Genomic DNA, 19,161 nt, shown 5'->3' with positions numbered 1-19,161 from the left:
TCAGGGCATGGCCGACGAGCCGCTGCACGAGACCGGATGGCTGCACCTCCTGGAGCACCTCGCCCTCCTCGACCGCGAGACCCTGGAGCGTCCGATCGAGGGCCGACTCTCGATGCTGCTCACGCACTTCGCGGCGTTCGGCGGGCCCGAGGCGATCACGGAGCGCCTCGGCGCACTGGCTCGGTGGCTGGGCGAGCCCGACCTTCGTCTGCTCGCCCGCGAGCGCGGCGTGCTGCAGGCGCGAGCCCACGGACCGCGCGACGGCCTGGTCAGGTCCCTGACCTGGCGGTACGGCGCACGAGGGCCGGGCGTGGCCAGCTACGCCGAGGTCGGTGCCGTGCGCGCCAACGAGCACGCGCTGCTCGAGCGGTCGCGACGTGTCTTCAGCGCCTCGAACGCCGTCCTCGTGCTGGACGGACCACCTCCCGCCGGGTTCTCGGTGCCGCTACCGGCAGGCGAGTACCTGCCCACTCCCACTGCTACGCCGCTGGACCGGGTCGTGCCGGCGGCCTACCGCGACGAGGCCGGACTCACGCTCAGCGGCACGGTCACTCGCACGCACGAGGCGAGTTTCCTGTCGGACATCCTCGAGCGCTCCCTCCACGACGGGCTGCGCCGGCACAGCGGTGGTGCCTACGGACTCTGGTCCGGCATCACCGAGGTCGACAACCAGCACGCGGTCGTGGGCGCCGGCGCGGACGTGCTCCCCGAGATGCTTCCCAGCCTGGCTCGCGCCTCGCTCGAGGTCACCCAACGCCTGGCCGACGAGGGAGTTCCGCGTGAGTGGGTGCAGGAGGCGGTCGAGACACGGCTCCGGGTGCTGGAGTCTCCGGCCGCCATGGTCGAGACCGCGCTCGAGGCGGCATACTCCGTCCTGCGCGACCAGGTGCCGGTCAGCTACCAGGATCTCCTGCAGCAGCTGCACGACACCGACCCGGCTCGCGTCGACCACGCTGCCCGGGAGCTGCACGCATCACTGCTCGTCGGGCTGCCCGAGGCGGCGCCGCTGGGCCGCACGATCCCGGCCGTGACGTTCCCCGACTCCGGCCCGGTCGGCACCGGCCAGAAGCACAGCCACGTGAACTGGCCCGCCGACCTGACGACGTTCTCCGTCGACGAGCACGTCGCCGAACGCGTCACCGGCGCCATGTCCACGTCCATGCGGCTGGAGGACGTCGTCGCCCTCCTCGCCTGGCGCGACGGCGCGCGGCGACTGATCGGGCATGGCGGCAATGTGATGGAGATGGAGCCGCGTGAGTGGATGCGCGGCAAGGACCTGAGCAAGGCACTGGACGACGCGATCCCGGCCGACCGGCACGTCCCCATGCCCGACCGGACCGTGACCTTCCGACGGATGAGTACGACCGAGCGCGCCGCCGTCGCGTTCGGCCGCGTCGCCAACACCCGGATCGGCCTGTTGTCGATGCTCGGGTTCGTCGCCATCCTGGCGACGTGGTCCCTGGTCACCGGTCACCACATCGTCGGCGTCGTCTTCCTCCTGCTCGCGGGCGCCCTCGGCACGCACCTGTGGCGCACGGAGATGGACAAGACCCCGGGTACGCCGTCGTCACCAGCCAGCTCGGCCACGACCTAGTCAGAGGCCGTCCGGCCCGCTCTCGAGCAGCACCTTGAAGCCGCCCTCGTCGAGGACGGGCACACCGAGCTGCTCGGCCTTGTCGGCCTTGGTGCCGGCGTTGTCACCGACGACGACGTAGTCGGTGTTCTTCGACACCGAGCCGGCCGCCTTGCCGCCGCGGGAGACGACCGCCTCCTTGGCGGAGTCGCGCGAGAAGTCGACCAGTGAGCCGGTGACGACGATGGTCAGGCCCTCGAGGGTGCGTGGCGTCGACTCGTCGCGCTCGTCGGCCATGCTGACCCCGGCCGCCTCCCACTTGTCGACGATCGCGCGGTGCCAGTCGACGGTGAACCACTCGATCACCGACTCCGCGATGGTCGGACCGACGCCCTCGGTCGCGGCCAGCTGCGCCTCCGACGCCGCCCGGATCGCGGCCATCGAGCCGAACTCCGTGGCCAGCGCCCGGGCCGCGGTCGGCCCGACGTGTCGGATCGACAGCGCGACCAGCACCCGCCACAGCGGGACCGACCTGCGCTCACCGAGGTTGGCCAGCAGGCCCTCGCCGTTGGCGCTGAGCTGCGGGCCCTCCTCGCCCTTCTTCGGCGCGCGCGTGAACAGGTCGGTCCTGAGCAGCTTGGCGCGGTCGAGGTCGAACACCTCGCCCTCGTCGGAGAGCACCCCGGCATGGAGCAGCGCGTGCGCCGCCTCGGAGCCGAGGCCCTCGATGTCGAACGCGCCGCGGCTCGCCACGTGGTAGACCCGCTCGAGCAACTGGGCCGGGCAGGCCCGGGTGTTGGGGCAGCGGAGGTCCTTGTCGCCCTCCTTCTGCTGGACCAGCGTCGTGCCGCACGAAGGACACTCGGTCGGCATCACCCACTTCTTGAGGCCCTTCGGTCGTAGCGCCGGCACCGGACCCACGATCTCGGGGATGACGTCGCCCGCCTTGCGCAGCACGACGGTGTCGCCCGGCCGGACGTCCTTCCGCTTCACCTCGTGGGCGTTGTGCAGGGTGGCCCGCTCGACCGTCGAGCCGGCGACCTTGGTCGGCTCCATCACCGCGAACGGCGTCACCCGGCCGGTGCGGCCGGTGTTGACCTCGATCGAGAGCAGCTTGGCGTTGACCTCCTCGGGTGGGTACTTGAACGCGATCGCCCACCGCGGCGCACGCGAGGTCGAGCCGAGCCGACGCTGCAGGGCCACCTGGTCGACCTTGATCACGACGCCGTCGATCTCGTAGGGGACGATCGTGTGGCGATGCTCACCGACGTTGTCGATGTAGGCCTGCACCTCGGCCAGCGACGGCAGCACCTCCACCTTGTCCGACGTGGGCAGACCCCAGGAACGCAAAGCTCCGTACGCCGACGACTGCGACAGCGGGTCGAACCCCTCGCGAGCACCGATGCCGTGGCAGACCATGCCGAGGTCGCGACCGGCCGTCACGCGGGGGTCCTTCTGCCGTAGCGACCCGGCCGCGGCGTTGCGCGGATTGGCGAAGACCGGCTTGCCGGCATCGGTCATCGACACGTTGAGCCGCTCGAACGCCTCGGCCGGGAGGAACACCTCGCCGCGCACCTCGAGCAGGGCCGGGACCGGGAAGTCGTCAGTGCCGGTGAGCCGGTGGGGCACGGAGTCGATGGTGCGAACGTTGGGCGTGACGTCCTCACCGGTGCGGCCGTCGCCCCGCGTCAGGGCCCGGCTCAGCCGGCCCTTCTCGTAGAGCAGGTTGATCGCGAGCCCGTCGACCTTGAGCTCACAGAGCAGCGCGGGATCGTCGACGCCGTCGCGCGACAGCCGTGCGTGCCACGAGGCCAGCTCGGCGTAGGAGAACGCGTTGTCGAGACTCTCCATTGGCCGCAGGTGGTCGACGGCGGTGAACTCGGTCGAGACGGCACCGCCCACCTTCTGTGTCGGGGAGTCGGGGGTGCGCAGCTCCGGGAACTCCTCCTCGAGCGCCTGCAGCCCACGCAGGCGACGGTCGTAGTCCCCGTCGTCGAGGGTCGGGTCGTCGAGCACGAAGTAGCGCCAGCGGGCGTCCTCGATCTCCTCGCTCAGCTGACGGTGTCGGTCCTTGGCCTCGGGAGTCGCCGACTGCGGTTCGCCCATGGCCCCTATCCTGCCAACGACCCCCGACACCGACGACCCCCGGAGGACCGTGACCGAGCCTGCATCGAGTCCGACCCTCACCGTGCACGACTCGGTCGACGGGCCCGCAGCGATGGTCCTGGTGCTGCACGGCGGGAAGGACCGTTCACGCGCCGAGGTCACCCGCCGCAGCCTGTCGTGGCAGCGCGGAGCCGCACTGGGCCGAACCCTCGGGCGGCAGCTGCACGTCGCGCGGGTCGGGGTCCGGCTGCTGCGGTATCGCTCGGTCGGCTGGAACGGCGACGGCGCGGACAAGATCGCCGATGCGCTCTGGGCGCTCGACCGGATCAACGACGAGGTCGGCAAGGTCCCGGTCGTACTGGTCGGGCACTCCCTGGGCGGACGTACGGCGTGCCACGCGGCCGACCATCCGCTCGTCCTCGGCGTCGTCGCCCTCGCCCCTTGGCTGCCCCCGGACGAGTCCGTGGCCGCCCTGGCCGGCAGGGAGCTCCACGCCGCGCACGGTCGTCGCGACCGGATCACCCGCGCCCGCGACACGCGCGCGTACGTCGAGCGCGCCCGCACGGTCGCGAGCGCTGCGTCGTTCACCGACATGGGCGAGCGCGGCCACTACCTGCTGAACGGCATCGGCGCGTGGAACGACTTCGCGGTCGACCGGGTCCGCCGGATCCTGAGCTGACCGGAGAGTTCCTCCGGACTCCGGATGAAACTGATTTGTTCCATCCGCCCGCGTCCGCTACCGTCGCTGACGGAACGAAACCGTTTCGTTTCATCTCCGCGAAGAACAGGTGCCCGACGTATGACCCCCGAAGCCGCCGCCGCCGCCCGACCACGCGTCGAGGGCGACCGGGAGCAGGAGATCCTCGATGCCGCGCTCGAGGTGCTCGCCGAGCACGGCTACGACCGGCTCACCATGGACGCGGTCGCCCAGCGGGCGAAGGCCTCCAAGGCGACGCTCTACCGGCGGTGGAACTCCAAGGCGAAGCTCGTCGTGGAGTCCCTGGCCCGGATGAAGACGACACCGGAGGAGCTGCCCGACACCGGTGACCTGCGCACCGACCTGATGACGGCGTTCTGCGGCATGGGTGGCCTCACCGACCACGACACCACCTCGACGTTCGGGGCCGTGATTACCGCGGTGACCACCGACCCGGAGTTCGCCGCGGAGTTCCGCACGCAGGTCGTCGGGCCGAAGTCGCAGGTGTCGCGCACCCTCTTCGAGCGGGCCCGCGACCGGGGCGAGCTACGCGCCGACATCGACCTCGACATCATCGTCCCGGCCCTCTCCGGGATCGTCCTGCACCGGGTGTTCGTCCTCGGCGAGCGGCCCGACGCGGCGCTCATCGAGCGCGCCATCGACCAGATCATCCTGCCGGCTGTCAGGCCGCAGGTCTGAGACCCGTCAAGAAGTCAGAAGCCAAGAGAAGTTAGGAAACCCATGTCCGACCTGACCGAAGCCGAAACCGTCGGCTCTTCAGAGCCGGAGGCGACCGCCTCCGGCCCGAAGCAGCACCTCGGCTGGGCTCTGGTGCTGATCTGCATCGCCCAGCTGATGGTGGTGCTCGACGCCACCATCGCCAACATCGCTCTGCCGTACATCGGCCGAGACCTCCACATGTCCGGCACGAACCTCACCTGGATCGTCACCGGCTACGCACTGGCCTTCGGCGGCTTCCTGCTGCTCGGAGGTCGCCTCGGTGATCTCTACGGCCGTCGCCGCACCTTCATGATCGGCCTCACGGTCTTCGCGGTCGCCTCCCTGGCCGGCGGGCTCGCCCAGAGCGAGGCCCTGCTCCTGACCTCCCGAGGCATACAGGGGCTCGGTGCCGCGCTCGCCTCGCCGGCCGCCCTCGCCCTGATCACCACGACCTTCCCCGCCGGGCCCGCACGCAACCGCGCCTTCGCGGTGTACGCCGCGATGTCCGGTGCCGGCGCGGCCGTGGGCCTGATCCTGGGTGGCTGGCTGACCGGTCTCGACATCTCGATGTTCAACCCGCAGGACGGCTGGCGCCTCACCTTCCTGATCAACGTCCCGATCGGCATCGCCGCCGCCCTGCTCGCGCCCCGGCTCCTCAAGGAGTCCGAGCGCCACAGCGGCCAGCTCGACGTTCCCGGCGCGGTCGCCGGTACCGGCGGCCTGCTCGCGGTCGTCTACGGGCTCACCCGCGCGGGCAACGCGGCGTACGGCTGGCACGACGGCCTGACGATCGCGAGCCTGATCACCGGTGTGGTGCTGCTCGGACTGTTCATGCTCGTCGAGCTCCGGGTTGAGCACCCGCTGCTGCCCTTCCGGGTCTTCGCCAACCGCTCTCGGGCCGCGAGCTTCGCGGCGATGATGCTGCTCCCGGCGGCGATGTTCTCGATGTTCTTCTTCCTGAGCCTGTTCATCCAGAACGTGATGGGCTACAGCCCGCTCAAGGCCGGGTTCGCGTTCCTGCCGTTCAGCATCGGCATCATCATCAGCGCCACGATCGTGTCCAAGCTGGTCGCCCGGATCGACCCGCGCTACATCGCGGGCGTCGGGACGCTGACGGCCGCCGTCGCCCTCTACGGGTTCTCCCGGCTGTCTGTGCCGGACAGCGGTCAGGATGTCCTGAACGCCGTCAGCACCGGTCAGAGCCTCGGCTCGGACGTCAGCTACTGGACCCAGATCCTGCCGTTCGTGTTTCTGATGGCGCTCGGCATGGGCGCGGTGTTCGTGCCGCTCACCCTCACCGCCGTCCACCACCTGCGTCCGGAGGACGCCGGGGTCGGCTCCGGTGTGCTGAACACGATGCAGCAGGTCGGTGGCGCCTTCGGCCTCGCCGCCCTGTCGACGGTGGGCAGCCACTTCACCAACGCCCACATCTCGTCGATCGCACCGACGATCGCCCATGGCCTGCAGTCGCTACCGCAGCACGTGACGTCGGCGCTGATGGACCGGCTCGGGGCCGCCTCGCCGGAGGCCCTCGTCCAGACCCTGGCCTACCTCGGCGGCTTCCCGACGGGCGCGACCCACGCGTTCCTGGTGGGCGTCTTCATGATGCTGGCCGGCTCCGCCGTGGTGTGGCTGTTCCTCGACGTCAAGCACGAGGAGCTCGCCACCGAGTCGCCCGAGGAGCAGCAGGTCCACGTCGGCTGACCAGCCGTCCGACGTACGACGCCCCCGGAGCGCTGCTCCGGGGGCGTTGTCGTGTCTGTGATCAGCGCTTGCGGGCGAGGCTCACTCCGTCACGTACCGGCAGCAGCACCACGTCGACCCGGTCGTCGGCGACCAGGGCCCGGTTGAGCTCGTCGATGGCGCGGTCGTCGTCGTTCTCCGGGGCGAGCACGCGCCCGTCGCGGAGCATGTTGTCCAGGACCATCAGCCCGCCGGGGCGCATCCGCGGCAGGATCTCCTCGACGTATGCCGGGTAGCCGACCTTGTCGGCGTCGATGAACGCGAAGTCGAGGGACGGCTCCCCCGGCAGCGCCTGCAGCGTCTCGACGGCCGGTGCGATCCGGAGCTCGATCTTGTCGGCCACGCCCGCTCGCTCCCAATAGCCTCGTGCGATCGAGGTCCACTCCTCGCTGACGTCGCAGCACAACAGGTGACCGTCGTCGGGCAGTCCGCGCGCGATGCAGATCGAGGAGTACCCGGTGAACGTGCCGACCTCCACCGCCCGCCGCGCGCCCGTGAGCCGCACCAGCATCGTGAGGAGCTCGCCCTCGTCCTGGGTGATCTGCATGCCGGCCCGGCCACCGAGCTCGCGATGGGTCTGTTCGGCGAGGTCGCGCAGCACCTCGTCGGCGGGCTCGGAGTGGGCGAGGAGGTAGTCGTTGATGGCGGGGCTGACGATGTCCATGCCGCCCAGTCTGGCGGCTACCGGGTGAAACCCCCCACGTGGCCTCCCTGCTTGTCGTGCCAGGGCACGTACGGTCCCGCCGCCGACGACTGGGTGTGGATGCCGTCTGAGCCGACGTCGTCCGGATCGACCTCGGTCATCGGACGGCCCGACAGGTCGCTGACCACGATGTGCGCGGAGGCATCGGCCCCATGCCCACACATCTCTGCGATCGCGACCAAGGAGCCGCTCTCGACCTGTGCGGAGGACAACGTCATCGACCGCAGGCGTAGCCCTGGTTGGCGCGCGGGTTCGCACCGGCCGCGAGCAGGCCGGTCTCCGGGTCGCGCGAGACTGCGCACAGCCGCCCCAACGTCCACGGGCCGGCCCGGGTGATGTCGTGCCCACGCCCGGCCAGCGCCCCGATCACGTCGTCCCCGAGCCGATCCTCGACCACCAGCTCACCCGGCGTCATCTCGCGGGGGTAGAAGGAGCTCGGCATGGACGTCGTGTGGAACGTCGGTGCGTCGATCGCCTCCTGCAGGTCCTGGCCGCCGACCAGGTGGCGCAGCAGGAACGGAAGCTGCCACTGGTCCTGCTGGTCGCCACCGGGCGTCCCGCAGGCCAGCACCGGTCGACCGTCACGGAGCACGAGCGTCGGCGAGAGCGTGGTCCGCGGACGTCGCCCCGGCGCCAGCGAGGAGGCCAGCCCCTCGTCGAGCCAGAACATCTGCATCCGGCTGCCCAGGCAGAAGCCGAGCTCCGGCACGGTCGGCGAGCTCTGCAGCCAGCCGCCGCTCGGGGTCGCCGAGATGACGTTGCCCCACCGGTCGACCACGTCGATGTGGCAGGTGTCGCCCTTGGTCTCGCCGGTCCAGGACACGGTCGGCTCGCCGAGCCCGGCTGCGTCCTCCGCTCCGGACTCACGCAGCACGTGCTGGGACAGCCGCGGGGTCCGGCCCCCGGGCGACCCGGGCCGCAGCTCGGCCGAGGCGGTGTCGCCGACCAGGGCGAGGCGCTCATCGACGTACGCCGGGTCGAGCAGCTCGGCGACGGACACCGGGCTGCCGTCGCCGTACCACGCCTCACGGTCGGCGAAGGCGACCTTGAGCACCTCGGCCGTCACATGCGCCCCTTCGACGGTGGACGGGTCGAGCACGTCGTCGGACAGCCGGTCGAGCATCGCCAGTGACTGAAGGAGCATCGGGCCCTGCCCCCACAGATCGGTCTTCGCGACCTCGAAGCCGCGGAACGCCTGGGTGACGGCGGGTTCGTACGTCGCCGACCAGCCCGCCAGGTCGGCACCGGTCAGCACGCCCGCGTGGGGCCCTCCGCTGGAGTCCTGGAACGGCCTCCGCTGGAAGGCGTCGACCGCCTCCGCGACGAAGCCCTGACCCCAGGCGCGGCGGGCGGCGGCGTACTGCGCCGAGCGATCCGGCCCGCCGGCCTCTCCCTCGGCGACGAGGCGGTCGAGGACGTCGGCGTAGGCGGCGTTGACGACGAGCTCCCACGCCCGTGGCAGCCTCCCCTGGGGGATCCAGTGCGCCGCCGAGGTCGGCCAGTGCTCGGAGAACATCTGCTCCATCGCCGCGACCGTGGAGGCCGCGCGCGGCAGCAGCGGGTGTCCGTGCCGCGCGTAGCCCGCGGCGTACGAGAGGACCTGGCGCAGCGACCGCGTGCCGTGGTCGCGGCCAAGCATCAGCCAGGCGTCGACGGCCCCCGGGATGGCGGCCGCGAGCGGTCCTGACCCGGGCACCAGGTCGAGGCCGAGCCCGCGGAAGTGCTCGAGCGTGGCGCCCGCAGGCGCTGTCCCCTGCCCGCAGAGGACGGTCGGCGTCGGGTCGCCGGCGGTGGCGAAGACCGCCGGCACCTCGCCGCCGGGACCGTTCAGGTGCGGCTCGACGACGTGCAGCACGAACGCGCCCGCGATCGCGGCGTCGAAGGCGTTGCCACCCGCCTCGAGCTCCGCCATCGCCGACTGTGACGCCAACCAGTGGGTCGACGACGTCATGCCGAAGGTCCCCCGCAGCGTGGGACGGGTGGTCAGGTCTGTCACGTCGCATCACCGGGGGGCGTCGTCGACAGGTTGCGCGCGACCGCGCGGCACAGTTCGGTGGCCCGGCGCGCCCACGCCGGCGACGCTCCGGCGAGTCCGCACGCGGGGGTGATCACCAGCTGGTCGGACACCGTGTCGGGTTCGAGGCCGAGTACGTCGAGCAGTCGCAGGACGTGCTCGGTGACGGCCTTCTCCGTCGGCTCCGGGTCGGGGTCGGTCGCCGGGACGATGCCGAGCGCCACCCACTCCCCTGCCTCCAGCGCCTCGGCGAACGCGTCGAGGTCATCGGCCCCCATCACTGACAGGTCACCGCTCAGACCACGAGCGCCCGCGCTCCGCAGCAGCCGCCACGGGGCGTCGCGCCCGCACGAGTGCACCCAGGGTTCGACGCCGGCCCGCTCGAGGACCCACCCGAGCGCCTCCGACACCTCCGGTGGGTGCACCGTCCGGTGCCGGCCGAAGCCGGACGCCGTCGGGACCGACCCCGCGAGCACGGCCGGGAGCGCCGGCTCATCGAGCTGGACCACGACGCGTTCGGCGTCGACCCGCCGGCGTACGTCGTCCAGGTGCGCGGCGACGCCCTCGGCCAGGGCCTGCGCGAGCTCGCGCCGCGCGCCGTGGTCGGACAACACCTTGTCGCCGCGCGGCTTCTCGACGGTCGCGGCGAGCGTCCACGGCCCGGCCAGCTGCACCTTGAGGACGCCGTGGAAGTCCTGCGTCTGCTCCTCGAGGTGATCGAGGTCGTGGGCCAGCAGGGACCGCGCTCGCCGGTGGTCGATGCCCGGCGTGTCGGTGAGCCGCCAGCCGGCGGGCTGGAGGTCGAAGCCGAGGTCTCCGATCGTGGCCAGCGTCCGGCCGATCATGCCGGCCTCGGCGCCCCGCTCGGGCAGCTCGGGAAGGTAGGGCAGGTCCGGGGCCTCGCCGAGGACGACGCGCACCGCCTCGGCGTACTCCTCGGCCTCCGAGCCCGGCCACGACCCGACGCCACTCGAGACGGTCACGCGGTCGCGCCGACGCGCGCGGTGGACACGATGGTGGCCGAGCCGACGACGCGGGTGCCGTCGTAGACCACCGCGGCCTGGCCGGGGGCGATGCCTTGGGCCGGGTCGACCAGCTCGATCTCGACCCGGTCGTCCGCGACCGCGATCCGTGCCCGGTGCTGGTCGCCATGGGCGCGGAGCTGGACCGTGCCGTCCAAAGGCGCCTCGGGCGCGGCTCCGCACCAGCGCGGCCGGTCGGCGGCGATCCGGTCGACGGTCAGGGCGTCGCGCGGCCCGACCGTGACCGTGCCCGTGACCGGCTCGATGTCGAGCACGAAGCGCGGCTTGCCGTCGGGTGCCGGCGTGCCGAGTCGCAGGCCCTTGCGCTGGCCGATGGTGAAGCCGAACGTGCCGTCGTGGCGACCGAGCTCCGTGCCGGTCCCGGCGTCGACGATCGCGCCCCCGTGGTTCGGAGCCCGCTGGCCGAGCTTCTCGCGGAGCCAGCCGGCGTTGTCGCCGTCGGAGACGAAGCAGATGTCGTGGGAGTCCGGCTTGTCGGCGACCAGCAGCCCTCGGGCGGCGGCCTCCTCGCGCACCTGCGGCTTCGCGGTGTCACCGAGCGGGAAGAGCGAGTGTGCGAGCTGCTGCTGGGTCAGCACCCCGAGCACGTAGGACTGGTCCTTGCCGGGGTCGACCGCCCGGTGGAGCTCGGTGCTGCCGTCGGCCGCGCGGCGTACCTGGGCATAGTGCCCGGTGGCGACGGCGTCAAAGCCCAGCGCCAGGGCACGGTCGAGAACGGCCGCGAACTTGATCTTCTCGTTGCAGCGCAGGCAGGGGTTGGGCGTGCGGCCGGCGGCGTACTCGTCCATGAAGTCCTCGACGACGTCCTGGTGGAAGCGCTCGGACAGGTCCCAGACGTAGAACGGGATGCCGATCACGTCGGCGGCGCGCCGCGCGTCGTTCGCGTCCTCGATCGTGCAGCACCCGCGCGCCCCCGAGCGGTACGACGCTGGGTTGCGGGAGAGCGCGAGGTGGATGCCGGTGACGTCGTGGCCGGCCTCGTGCGCCCGAGCGGCGGCCACGGCCGAGTCGACGCCGCCGGACATCGCGGCGACGACCTTCATCGGGTCCGCGCCCCCCGAGCACGTTCGACCGCTGGGCCGATCGCCTCGACGAGCGCGTCGACGTCGGACTCCGACGAGGTGCGGCCGAGGGTGAACCGCAGCGAGTGCCGCGCTCCCTCGTCGTCGAGCCCCATGGCCAGCAGCACGTGCGACGGCTGCGGGACGCCGGCGGAGCAGGCCGAGCCGGTCGAGCACTCGATGCCGCGGGCGTCGAGCAGCATCAGCAGCGAGTCGCCCTCACAGTCGGGGAAGCCGAGGTGGGCGTTGCCCGGCAGGCGGTTCTCCGGATCGCCGTGCAGGTGGGCGTCGGGCACGACCTCGACGACCCGGCGTACCAACGAGTCGCGCAGGCCTGCCATCCGCTCGGCGTACTCCGGCTGCGCCTTCACGGCGTGCTCGACGGCGGTCGCGAATCCGGCGATGGCCGGCATGTCGAGGGTGCCGCTCCGGATGTCGCGCTCCTGCCCGCCGCCGTGCAGCAGCGGGGTGAGCGTGAGCTCGCGCCGGAGCACCAGCGCGCCTACGCCGTACGGGCCGCCGAGCTTGTGGCCGGTCAGCGTCAGCGCGTCGACACCACTCGCGGCGAAGTCCACCGGCACCGCCCCGACGGCCTGGACGGCGTCGGTGTGCACCGGGATGCCGTAGGCGGCAGCGACGGCGACGACCTCCTCGATGGGCTGGACCGATCCGACCTCGTTGTTCGCCCACATCACCGAGATCGCGGCGACCGATCCGGGGTCGCGCTCGACGCTGGCTCGGTAGGCGTCCACGTCGAGCCGGCCACGGCTGTCGACCGCGAGCAGCTCGACCTCTGCCTGCTCCTCCTCGGCGAGCCAGTGGAGGGCGTCGAGCACCGCGTGGTGCTCGATGGACGACGCCAGGATCCGCACGCACGCAGGGTCGGCGTCGTGCCGCGACCAGAACAGTCCCTTGAGCGCGAGGTTGTCGGCCTCGGTGCCGCCGGAGGTGAACACCACCTCGCCCGGCCGGCAGTTGAGCGCCTGGGCGATGGTCTCGCGTGACTCCTCGACGATGCGCCGGGCCGCTCGGCCGCTGGCGTGGAGCGAGGACGGGTTGCCGACGTCGCCGAGATGAGCGGTCATCGCCTCGACGGCAGCCGGGAGCATCGGAGTCGTCGCGGCATGGTCGAGGTAGACGGTCTGATCGGGGGCGTCGTGCATGTCGCACCCAGCGTACGGCGCGCGCCCTGGCGCCGCGAACCCGCAGCCACCTCGTGGCTCAACCGAGATCGCCCTCGTCCAGCGCCGCTCGCGCCTCGAAGAGGAGCACCGCGGCCGAGGCCGCCACGTTGAGCGAGTCCGCACGACCACGCATCGGGATCGAGACCCGGGTCAGACCCGCGCCCCACTCGTCGCTCACACCCTCCCCCTCCGAGCCGACGACGACTGCGGTGCGGCCGGCGCCGAGCCCGGCGGAGCGGTACGGCATGGCGCCCGCCGGGTCCGCGACGTACGTGGTGAAGCCGGCGTCGGCGAGTCCCGCCTGCGCCTCCGCGACCGTCGCGTAGGTCAGTACGGGCGTGGTCAGCACCGTGCCGCGGCTGGCCGCGAACACCTTCGGGTGCGTCACCCGCGCGGTCGCCCGGGTGAGGACGAGCGCGTCGGCCGCACAGGCGTCGGCGGTCCGGACCAGGCTACCGAGGTTCCCGGCGTACTCGATGCCGTCGGCGACCAGCACCAGAAGAGCCGAGCCGGTGACCACCCGGGCCGGCTCACATCGTGGCAGCCGCACCACCGACAGCAGCGCCGGCGCGGTCGCCTCGGGCTGGATCCGGGCCAGAACCCGCTCGGAGATCCGGTGGGCGCGCATCGCGCGGGCCGTCACCCGGGCGGCGGTCGCCTCGAGCCCGGGGTACGGCCGGTCCCCGGGGCACCAGAGCGCGACCTCGACCGGAGCGTCGCTGCGCAGGACGACGTCGTGCGCCCAGCCTCCGGTGACCGCGGTGACGTGGTCGGCGCGCGGCAGCACGTTGCGCCGCGCGCGGGAGTAGCGGCGTACGTCGTCGTGGGAGGGCCCGACGGGCTGGAGACGCTCGAGCGCGGCCGGACTGGTCGCGCGCGGGACAGAGAGGTGCGTGGTGGTGGGCATGGTGGGCTCCGACGAGCAGGAGTGACGTCCCGACCGCCGTCCCCGCTCCTGTGCCAGAGGGGTGGTGGGGCGCGGTCGTCAGGCCGCCGGTCGGCGCCTGGCTGAGGTCACTCCTGGATACCCATGTCGAGAACGGTAGGGAGCGCGCGCCCCGGCCGCACCCGAATTATCGTCGGCTCAGTCCGATCAGGTCGAGCCAGGCGTGGTCGGGGTAGAGCATCGCGATCGACCCCCGGAGCCAGGTGCGTTGCCGGTCGTCGAGGAGCGGCAGAGCGCGGTCGAGATCACGTCGGTCCTTGCGCCGGTCCGGTAACGCCTTGTGGAGCAGCACGATCTCGACGTTCGCGACCCGGATCCCGTCGTCGGTCACCCAGGTGACCTCGTCCAACGGCGCGACGTGGTCCGACATCCGCTTGCTCTGCCACAGACCGTCGACGTCGGGCGAGATCGGCATGTCGATCACCCACGGCGAGCCGGAGTCGCGCCGGACCCAGATCTGGCACTCGGGATGCGGGAGGTCGGGCCAGCGCTCGTTCAGCGGGCGGAGGGTGCCACCGAGGTTGGTCCACAGGTGCCAGCGGTCGCCGACGAACTCCCGGAGCGCCGGGACGTCGCAGGCCAGCATCGAGACGTCGACGTCCTCGTGCTCGCGCTCGGCGCCGGTGAACGCCTCGATCGCCCAGCCGCCGACCAACCACCACGGCCGGTCGAAGCCGTCGAAGAAGTCACAGACGCCGTCGACGTCGAACGACGCCCAAGGACCGAAGAGTGCGTGGAAGGCGTGCTCCTCGGCGAGCTCCTCGGGGGTGAAGTCCAGCGGCTCACGCACCCGCGAGACCCTACCCAGAAGCGGGTCAGTGCCGGTCAGTGGCGGTGGCCGTACATCTTGTTCATGCCGATCCAGTCGCCCAGGCCGAGCGTCCGGGCATACGTCGAGCACGGGCTCAGGATGGCCTGCATGGTGAGGTTGTCGTGGCCGGACCCGGAATGGGCCAGTCCGTAGGCGTGCCCCCACTCGTGGGTGACCGTGCCCTCGAAGTCCCACTTGTTCGTGCAGTTCTTGGGCAGGTTGGTCACGAGGTTCGGGCCGTTGTCGATGAGCATGTCGGAGCCCGCCATCCGACTCCCGAAGAACCAGTAGCAGGTCCAGCCGAGCAGCCCACCGGGAAGGTTGCCGAACCCGACCACGTTCTGGGAGTTCCCCTTCCGGCACGAGGGGCCACCGGCTCCGATGTCGGGCTTCGCCTTCGTGCGGCCGAGGTAGACAGACGCCGGCGTCCTCAGGCGCGGCTTGCCGCAGGTGTTGCGCCCCGTGCGCATGTTGCCGTTGGCCTTCCTGATCTGCTTGACGACCTTGCTCTGGTGGAGGCGTCCGGGCAGCCCCTTCAGGTTCACGTGGTAGCGCAGCCCTGTCTTCCACTTGGGACCCTCGAGGTTGGAGGTGCGGTCCTTGCAAGCGGGCGGCGACCCGCGCCGGGCCGAGGTCGTGTGCCCGAGCGACACCGCACCGGCCGAGTCGCGGACCGCGCGCACCGTCGTCCCGGTGTTAGTCACGGTGAGGCCGCGGACCTCACCATGGGTGCCGACGCCGTCGCCCGCCACGCTCATGCCGGCGGGGGGCACCATCACCGAGATGCGGCCGTCGGTCACCATCCGGCCCACGAGCGAGCAGCCCGAGCGCACGGCGGCGGCGAGCGAACCGATCGGGATCGCGCCACTCCCCGGACAAGGGTCCGCGGCACCGGCAGCCGAGCGGGCGGAGGCCGGGGTCACGGTCGTCGCGGCGACCAGGCCGGCGACCGTCAGGGAGGCAGCCAGGGCGAGCACGCGTCGAGGACTCATGGTCCGATACTGCCCAAGACCACCGACGCCAAACCAGCGGGGTCAGCCGCGGCCTTGAAGGAGCACGAGGTCGTCGCGGTGCACCACCTCACGCTCGTACGCCGCGCCCAGCTCCCGCCGCAGCACGGCCGAGGTCTTGCCGACCAGCGCGGGGATCTCGTCGGCGTCGAAGTTCACCAGTCCCCGCGCCACCGCGGCTCCGTCGGGTCCGGCAAGGTCGACCGGGTCGCCGGCCGAGAAGGAGCCGGTCGAGCCGGTCAGCCCGGCCGCCAGCAACGACGCGCGGCGCTCGGTGACGGCCCGGACGGCGCCCTCGTCCAGCAGCAGCACACCCTTCGGCTCGGTGGCGTGGGCCAGCCACAGCTGGCGGGTCGGCCGACGCCGGGCGGCGGCGTGGAACCAGGTGCCGACCGGCTCGCCGGCGAGCGCCTCACCGGCCTGTGCCGCGGATGTGAGCACCACCGGCGTGCCGGCACCGGTGGCGATCCGGGCGGCATCGAGCTTGGTCCGCATGCCGCCGGTGCCGATCCCGGCCGCGCCCGACTTGCCCACGCGGACCCCGGCCAGGTCGTCCGCGAGCGCCACCTCGGCCACCAGGCGGCTGCCCGGGGCGGTCGGAGGCCCGTCGTACAGACCGTCGACATCGCTGAGGAGCACGAGCAGCTCCGCGTGGACGAGGTGGGCGACCAGTGCCGCGAGCCGGTCGTTGTCGCCGAACCGGATCTCGCTGGTCGCCACCGTGTCGTTCTCGTTGACGATCGGGAGCACGCCGAGCTCGAGGAGCTTGGCCAGCGTCTGGTGGGCGTTGCGGTAGTGGCTGCGTCGCGTGACGTCGTCCGCGGTGAGGAGCACCTGCCCGGCCACGATCCCGTGGTCGGCGAGGTCCGCTGTGTACCGCTGGACCAGCAGCCCCTGTCCGACCGCGGCGGCGGCCTGCTGAGCCGGAAGTGCTCGCGGACGACGCTTCAGGCCGAGCGGCGCCAGTCCGGCCGCGATCGCTCCCGAGGAGACCAGCACGACCTCGACGCCTCGCCTCCGGGTGTCCGCGAGGACCGCGGCCAGGCGGCGTACCCGCTCGGGGTCGATGCCGCCCTCGGCCGTGGTGAGCGACGTCGAACCCACCTTGACGACGACGCGGCGGGCCGCGGCCACCCGCCCGGCGCGGGATTGAGCCTCGCTCACGCGTCGCGCTCGTCGTCGAGGCGGTCGGGGTCGTCGTCCGACCCGATCTCGTAGCCCGTCGGGCGTGCGGGCCGCTGCACCTCGTCGATACGGCGTGCGACGTCGGCCCGCGCCTCACTCTCGGCGCGCTCGGGCATCGCAGCGTCGATCTCCCGGCGTCGGCGGGCGGCCGGCCGCGTCTCCTCGAAGCGCTGGTCCTCCCCGCGACGTCCGAGCATCTCGACCCCGGCGTCGACGGCCGGCCGGAAGTCGAACACGACGGCGTTGTCGGGGTGACCGATCAGGACCGTGTCGCCCTCGGCCGCCCCGAGATCGATCAGCCGCGACTCGACGCCCAGCCGGTTGAGACGGTCGGCGAGGAAACCGACCGCCTCGTCGTTGCTGAAGTCGGTCTGGCGCACCCAGCGCTCGGGCTTCTGACCGCGCACGCGCCACCCATCGCTGGTGTCGGTGACGGTGAAGTCGTCCCCGCCGTCGGCCGACGGCGGCCGGATCACGATCCGCTCGCGCGGCGACTCCGCCTGGTCCGCCCGGGCCGCCTGCACGATCTCGGCCATCGCGAAGGTGAGCTCGCGCAGCCCTTCCTCCGACGCGGCGCTCACCGCGAAGACGCGCAGCCCGCGCTCCTCGAGGTCCGGACGGACCAGGTCGGCCATCTCGCGTCCGTCGGGGACGTCTATCTTGTTCAGTGCCACCAGGCGCGGACGGTCGTCGAGTCCGCCGTACGACGCGAGCTCCTGCTCGATCACGTCGAGGTCGTCCAGCGGGTTGCGGCCCGGCTCCATGGTGGCGGTGTCGATGACGTGCACGATCGCGGCGCACCGCTCGACGTGGCGGAGGAACTCGTGCCCGAGCCCGCGGCCCTCGCTGGCGCCCTCGATCAGGCCGGGCACGTCGGCCACGGTGTACGTCGTGTCGCCCGCGCTGACGACGCCGAGGTTGGGCACCAGCGTGGTGAACGGGTAGTCCGCGATCTTGGGTCGGGCCCGGGAGATCGCGGCGATCAGGCTGGACTTGCCGGCGCTCGGGAAGCCGACCAGACCCACGTCCGCGACGACCTTGAGCTCGAGGGTGATCTCCAGCTCGTCTCCCGGCTCGCCCAGGAGCGCGAAGCCCGGTGCCTTGCGCTTGGAGCTGGCCAGCGCGGCGTTGCCCAGACCCCCGCGACCGCCCTCGGCCACGACCAGCTCCGTGCCCAAGCCGACCAGGTCGGCGAGCAGCTCGCCGTTCGCGCGGCTGACCACGGTGCCGTCGGGCACCGGCAGCACGAGGTCGGCGCCATGGGAGCCGTTGCGATGGCCACCGGCACCGTGCCCCCCGTGCTCGGCCCCGCGACGCGGGCTGTGGTGGTAGGCCAGGAGCGTCGTGACGCCCTGGTCGACGCGCAGGATGACCGATCCCCCGGGGCCGCCGTTCCCGCCGTCCGGCCCGCCGAGCGGCTTGAACTTCTCGCGGTGGACGGAGGCCACGCCGTTGCCACCGCGCCCCGCGGCGACGTGCAACGTCACCCGGTCGACGAACGACGGGATGGCCATGACTGCTCCTGGAAACGACGAAGGGCGTCCCGGAACGGGGACGCCCTTCGGTCAGTGGTCGGTGCGGGCGTTACTCGCCGGCCGGGACGATGTTGACCACGCGACGGCCGCGCTTGGTGCCGAACTGCACGTTGCCGTGGACGAGCGCGAACAGCGTGTCGTCACCACCGCGGCCGACGCCGTCGCCCGGGTGGAAGTGGGTGCCGCGCTGCCGGACGATGATCTCGCCGGCGTTGACGAGCTGACCGCCGAAGCGCTTGACGCCGAGGCGCTGGGAGTTGGAGTCCCGACCGTTCTTGGTCGAGGCCGCACCCTTCTTGTGTGCCATGGGTTCTGTCCTTGTCTGGAGACTCGCGAGAGCGGTGGGGCCGGTCAGGCCTTGATGTCGGTGACCTTGACCTGGGTGTACTTCTGCCGGTGGCCCTGGCGCTTCTTGTACCCGGTCTTGTTCTTGTACTTCTGGATCACGATCTTGGGACCCTTGGTGGCGCCGAGGACCTCGACGGTCACGCCCGCCTTGTCGAGACCGGTCGCGGAGACCTGGTCACCGTCGACGGTCATCACGACGGGCAGCGTGAGGGTGTCGCCTACGGCCGCGTCGGTCCGGTCGATCTCGATGACGTCGCCCACGGCAACCTTCTGCTGCCGGCTGCCAGCGCGCACGATCGCGTACACCGCGGTCTCCTTCGTAGGTCCGTAACAAGCTCTGGATCTCCCGGCCCGAGAACGTCGGCCCCGGCAGGGCTCGCACGAACGGCCGGACAGAGGGCACCGCTCGTCGGACGAGCGGGCACCGAGGATCCATGGTACGGCGTGCGCGGCACCCACGGCAAAACGACCGCAACCACGCA

The 19,161-nt window shown here is 72.0% G+C and carries 18 protein-coding genes; 4 read left to right on the top strand and 14 right to left on the bottom strand.

The genetic code is table 11. The features are described 5' to 3' along the window. The first annotated feature begins 7 nt into the window (after positions 1 to 7). Positions 8 to 1,594: a hypothetical protein gene (locus VGJ24_RS11705; RefSeq protein ID WP_331500776.1), complete on the top strand. Its 1,587-nt coding sequence runs from the start codon at positions 8 to 10 to the stop codon at positions 1,592 to 1,594. Here the strand turns inward: VGJ24_RS11705 and ligA are convergent, their stop codons facing one another. Continuing rightward, the gene (gene ligA / locus VGJ24_RS11700) at positions 1,595 to 3,679 is read right to left on the bottom strand and encodes an NAD-dependent DNA ligase LigA (protein WP_331500775.1); all 2,085 of its coding nucleotides are present in this window, start codon (positions 3,677 to 3,679) and stop codon (positions 1,595 to 1,597) included. A 49-nt stretch (positions 3,680 to 3,728) separates the two neighbouring features. On the opposite strand from ligA, the gene VGJ24_RS11695 reads away from it, so the two are divergent. The 3 genes from VGJ24_RS11695 to VGJ24_RS11685 all read left to right on the top strand — a co-directional run bounded on the left by VGJ24_RS11695 (position 3,729) and on the right by VGJ24_RS11685 (position 6,800). Then, positions 3,729 to 4,358, top strand: coding sequence for an alpha/beta fold hydrolase (locus VGJ24_RS11695; RefSeq protein WP_331500774.1), 630 nt, complete (start codon positions 3,729 to 3,731; stop codon positions 4,356 to 4,358). Between the two features lie 120 nt (positions 4,359 to 4,478). Continuing rightward, a complete protein-coding gene (locus VGJ24_RS11690) occupies positions 4,479 to 5,075 on the top strand; it encodes a TetR/AcrR family transcriptional regulator (protein ID WP_331500773.1) in 597 nt (198 codons plus the stop codon). Between the two features lie 42 nt (positions 5,076 to 5,117). Further along, entirely contained in the window at positions 5,118 to 6,800 is a 1,683-nt protein-coding gene (locus VGJ24_RS11685; RefSeq protein ID WP_331500772.1) for an MFS transporter, read from the top strand. A 61-nt stretch (positions 6,801 to 6,861) separates the two neighbouring features. Here the strand turns inward: VGJ24_RS11685 and VGJ24_RS11680 are convergent, their stop codons facing one another. The 13 genes from VGJ24_RS11680 to rplU all read right to left on the bottom strand — a co-directional run bounded on the left by VGJ24_RS11680 (position 6,862) and on the right by rplU (position 18,985). Then, positions 6,862 to 7,503 carry an O-methyltransferase gene (locus tag VGJ24_RS11680; RefSeq protein WP_331500771.1) on the bottom strand — a complete coding sequence of 214 codons (642 nt, stop codon included), beginning with the start codon at positions 7,501 to 7,503 and terminating at the stop codon, positions 6,862 to 6,864. Between the two features lie 17 nt (positions 7,504 to 7,520). Then, the gene (locus VGJ24_RS11675) at positions 7,521 to 7,760 is read right to left on the bottom strand and encodes a hypothetical protein (protein ID WP_331500770.1); all 240 of its coding nucleotides are present in this window, start codon (positions 7,758 to 7,760) and stop codon (positions 7,521 to 7,523) included. Next, positions 7,757 to 9,538, bottom strand: a complete 1,782-nt coding sequence (locus VGJ24_RS11670) for a gamma-glutamyltransferase family protein (RefSeq protein ID WP_331500769.1) — start codon at positions 9,536 to 9,538, stop codon at positions 7,757 to 7,759. Before VGJ24_RS11670 ends, VGJ24_RS11675 begins: the two co-directional genes overlap by 4 nt. Next, a complete protein-coding gene (locus VGJ24_RS11665) occupies positions 9,535 to 10,539 on the bottom strand; it encodes a methionine synthase (RefSeq protein WP_331500768.1) in 1,005 nt (334 codons plus the stop codon). The genes VGJ24_RS11670 and VGJ24_RS11665 overlap by 4 nt, the downstream gene beginning before the upstream one ends. After that, entirely contained in the window at positions 10,536 to 11,642 is a 1,107-nt protein-coding gene (gene mnmA, locus VGJ24_RS11660; RefSeq protein WP_331500767.1) for a tRNA 2-thiouridine(34) synthase MnmA, read from the bottom strand. The genes VGJ24_RS11665 and mnmA overlap by 4 nt, the downstream gene beginning before the upstream one ends. Next, on the bottom strand, positions 11,639 to 12,823 hold the full coding sequence (locus VGJ24_RS11655) for a cysteine desulfurase family protein (RefSeq protein WP_331500766.1): 1,185 nt from the start codon (positions 12,821 to 12,823) through the stop codon (positions 11,639 to 11,641). The genes mnmA and VGJ24_RS11655 overlap by 4 nt, the downstream gene beginning before the upstream one ends. A 58-nt stretch (positions 12,824 to 12,881) precedes the next feature. After that, on the bottom strand, positions 12,882 to 13,751 hold the full coding sequence (locus VGJ24_RS11650) for a TrmH family RNA methyltransferase (RefSeq protein ID WP_331500765.1): 870 nt from the start codon (positions 13,749 to 13,751) through the stop codon (positions 12,882 to 12,884). A gap of 166 nt (positions 13,752 to 13,917) precedes the next feature. Continuing rightward, positions 13,918 to 14,580, bottom strand: coding sequence for a nucleotidyltransferase domain-containing protein (locus tag VGJ24_RS11645; protein WP_331500764.1), 663 nt, complete (start codon positions 14,578 to 14,580; stop codon positions 13,918 to 13,920). 35 nt (positions 14,581 to 14,615) lie between these two features. Beyond that, positions 14,616 to 15,593 carry a hypothetical protein gene (locus VGJ24_RS11640; RefSeq protein WP_331500763.1) on the bottom strand — a complete coding sequence of 326 codons (978 nt, stop codon included), beginning with the start codon at positions 15,591 to 15,593 and terminating at the stop codon, positions 14,616 to 14,618. 42 nt (positions 15,594 to 15,635) lie between these two features. After that, on the bottom strand, positions 15,636 to 16,775 hold the full coding sequence (proB, locus tag VGJ24_RS11635) for a glutamate 5-kinase (protein ID WP_331500762.1): 1,140 nt from the start codon (positions 16,773 to 16,775) through the stop codon (positions 15,636 to 15,638). Beyond that, positions 16,772 to 18,310 carry a GTPase ObgE gene (gene obgE / locus VGJ24_RS11630; RefSeq protein ID WP_331500761.1) on the bottom strand — a complete coding sequence of 513 codons (1,539 nt, stop codon included), beginning with the start codon at positions 18,308 to 18,310 and terminating at the stop codon, positions 16,772 to 16,774. Before obgE ends, proB begins: the two co-directional genes overlap by 4 nt. A 70-nt stretch (positions 18,311 to 18,380) precedes the next feature. After that, positions 18,381 to 18,638 carry a 50S ribosomal protein L27 gene (gene rpmA / locus VGJ24_RS11625; protein WP_331500760.1) on the bottom strand — a complete coding sequence of 86 codons (258 nt, stop codon included), beginning with the start codon at positions 18,636 to 18,638 and terminating at the stop codon, positions 18,381 to 18,383. Positions 18,639 to 18,682: 44 nt separating this feature from the next. Continuing rightward, positions 18,683 to 18,985: a 50S ribosomal protein L21 gene (gene rplU / locus VGJ24_RS11620; protein WP_331500759.1), complete on the bottom strand. Its 303-nt coding sequence runs from the start codon at positions 18,983 to 18,985 to the stop codon at positions 18,683 to 18,685. Positions 18,986 to 19,161: the final 176 nt, after the last annotated feature.

It is taken from the genome of Nocardioides sp. (genome assembly GCF_036493135.1).
In the GTDB taxonomy this organism is placed as follows: Bacteria; Actinomycetota; Actinomycetes; order Propionibacteriales; family Nocardioidaceae; genus Nocardioides.
The sequence above is the reverse complement of the archived record's forward strand: the minus strand, read 5'-3'. Positions and strand labels throughout refer to the sequence as shown.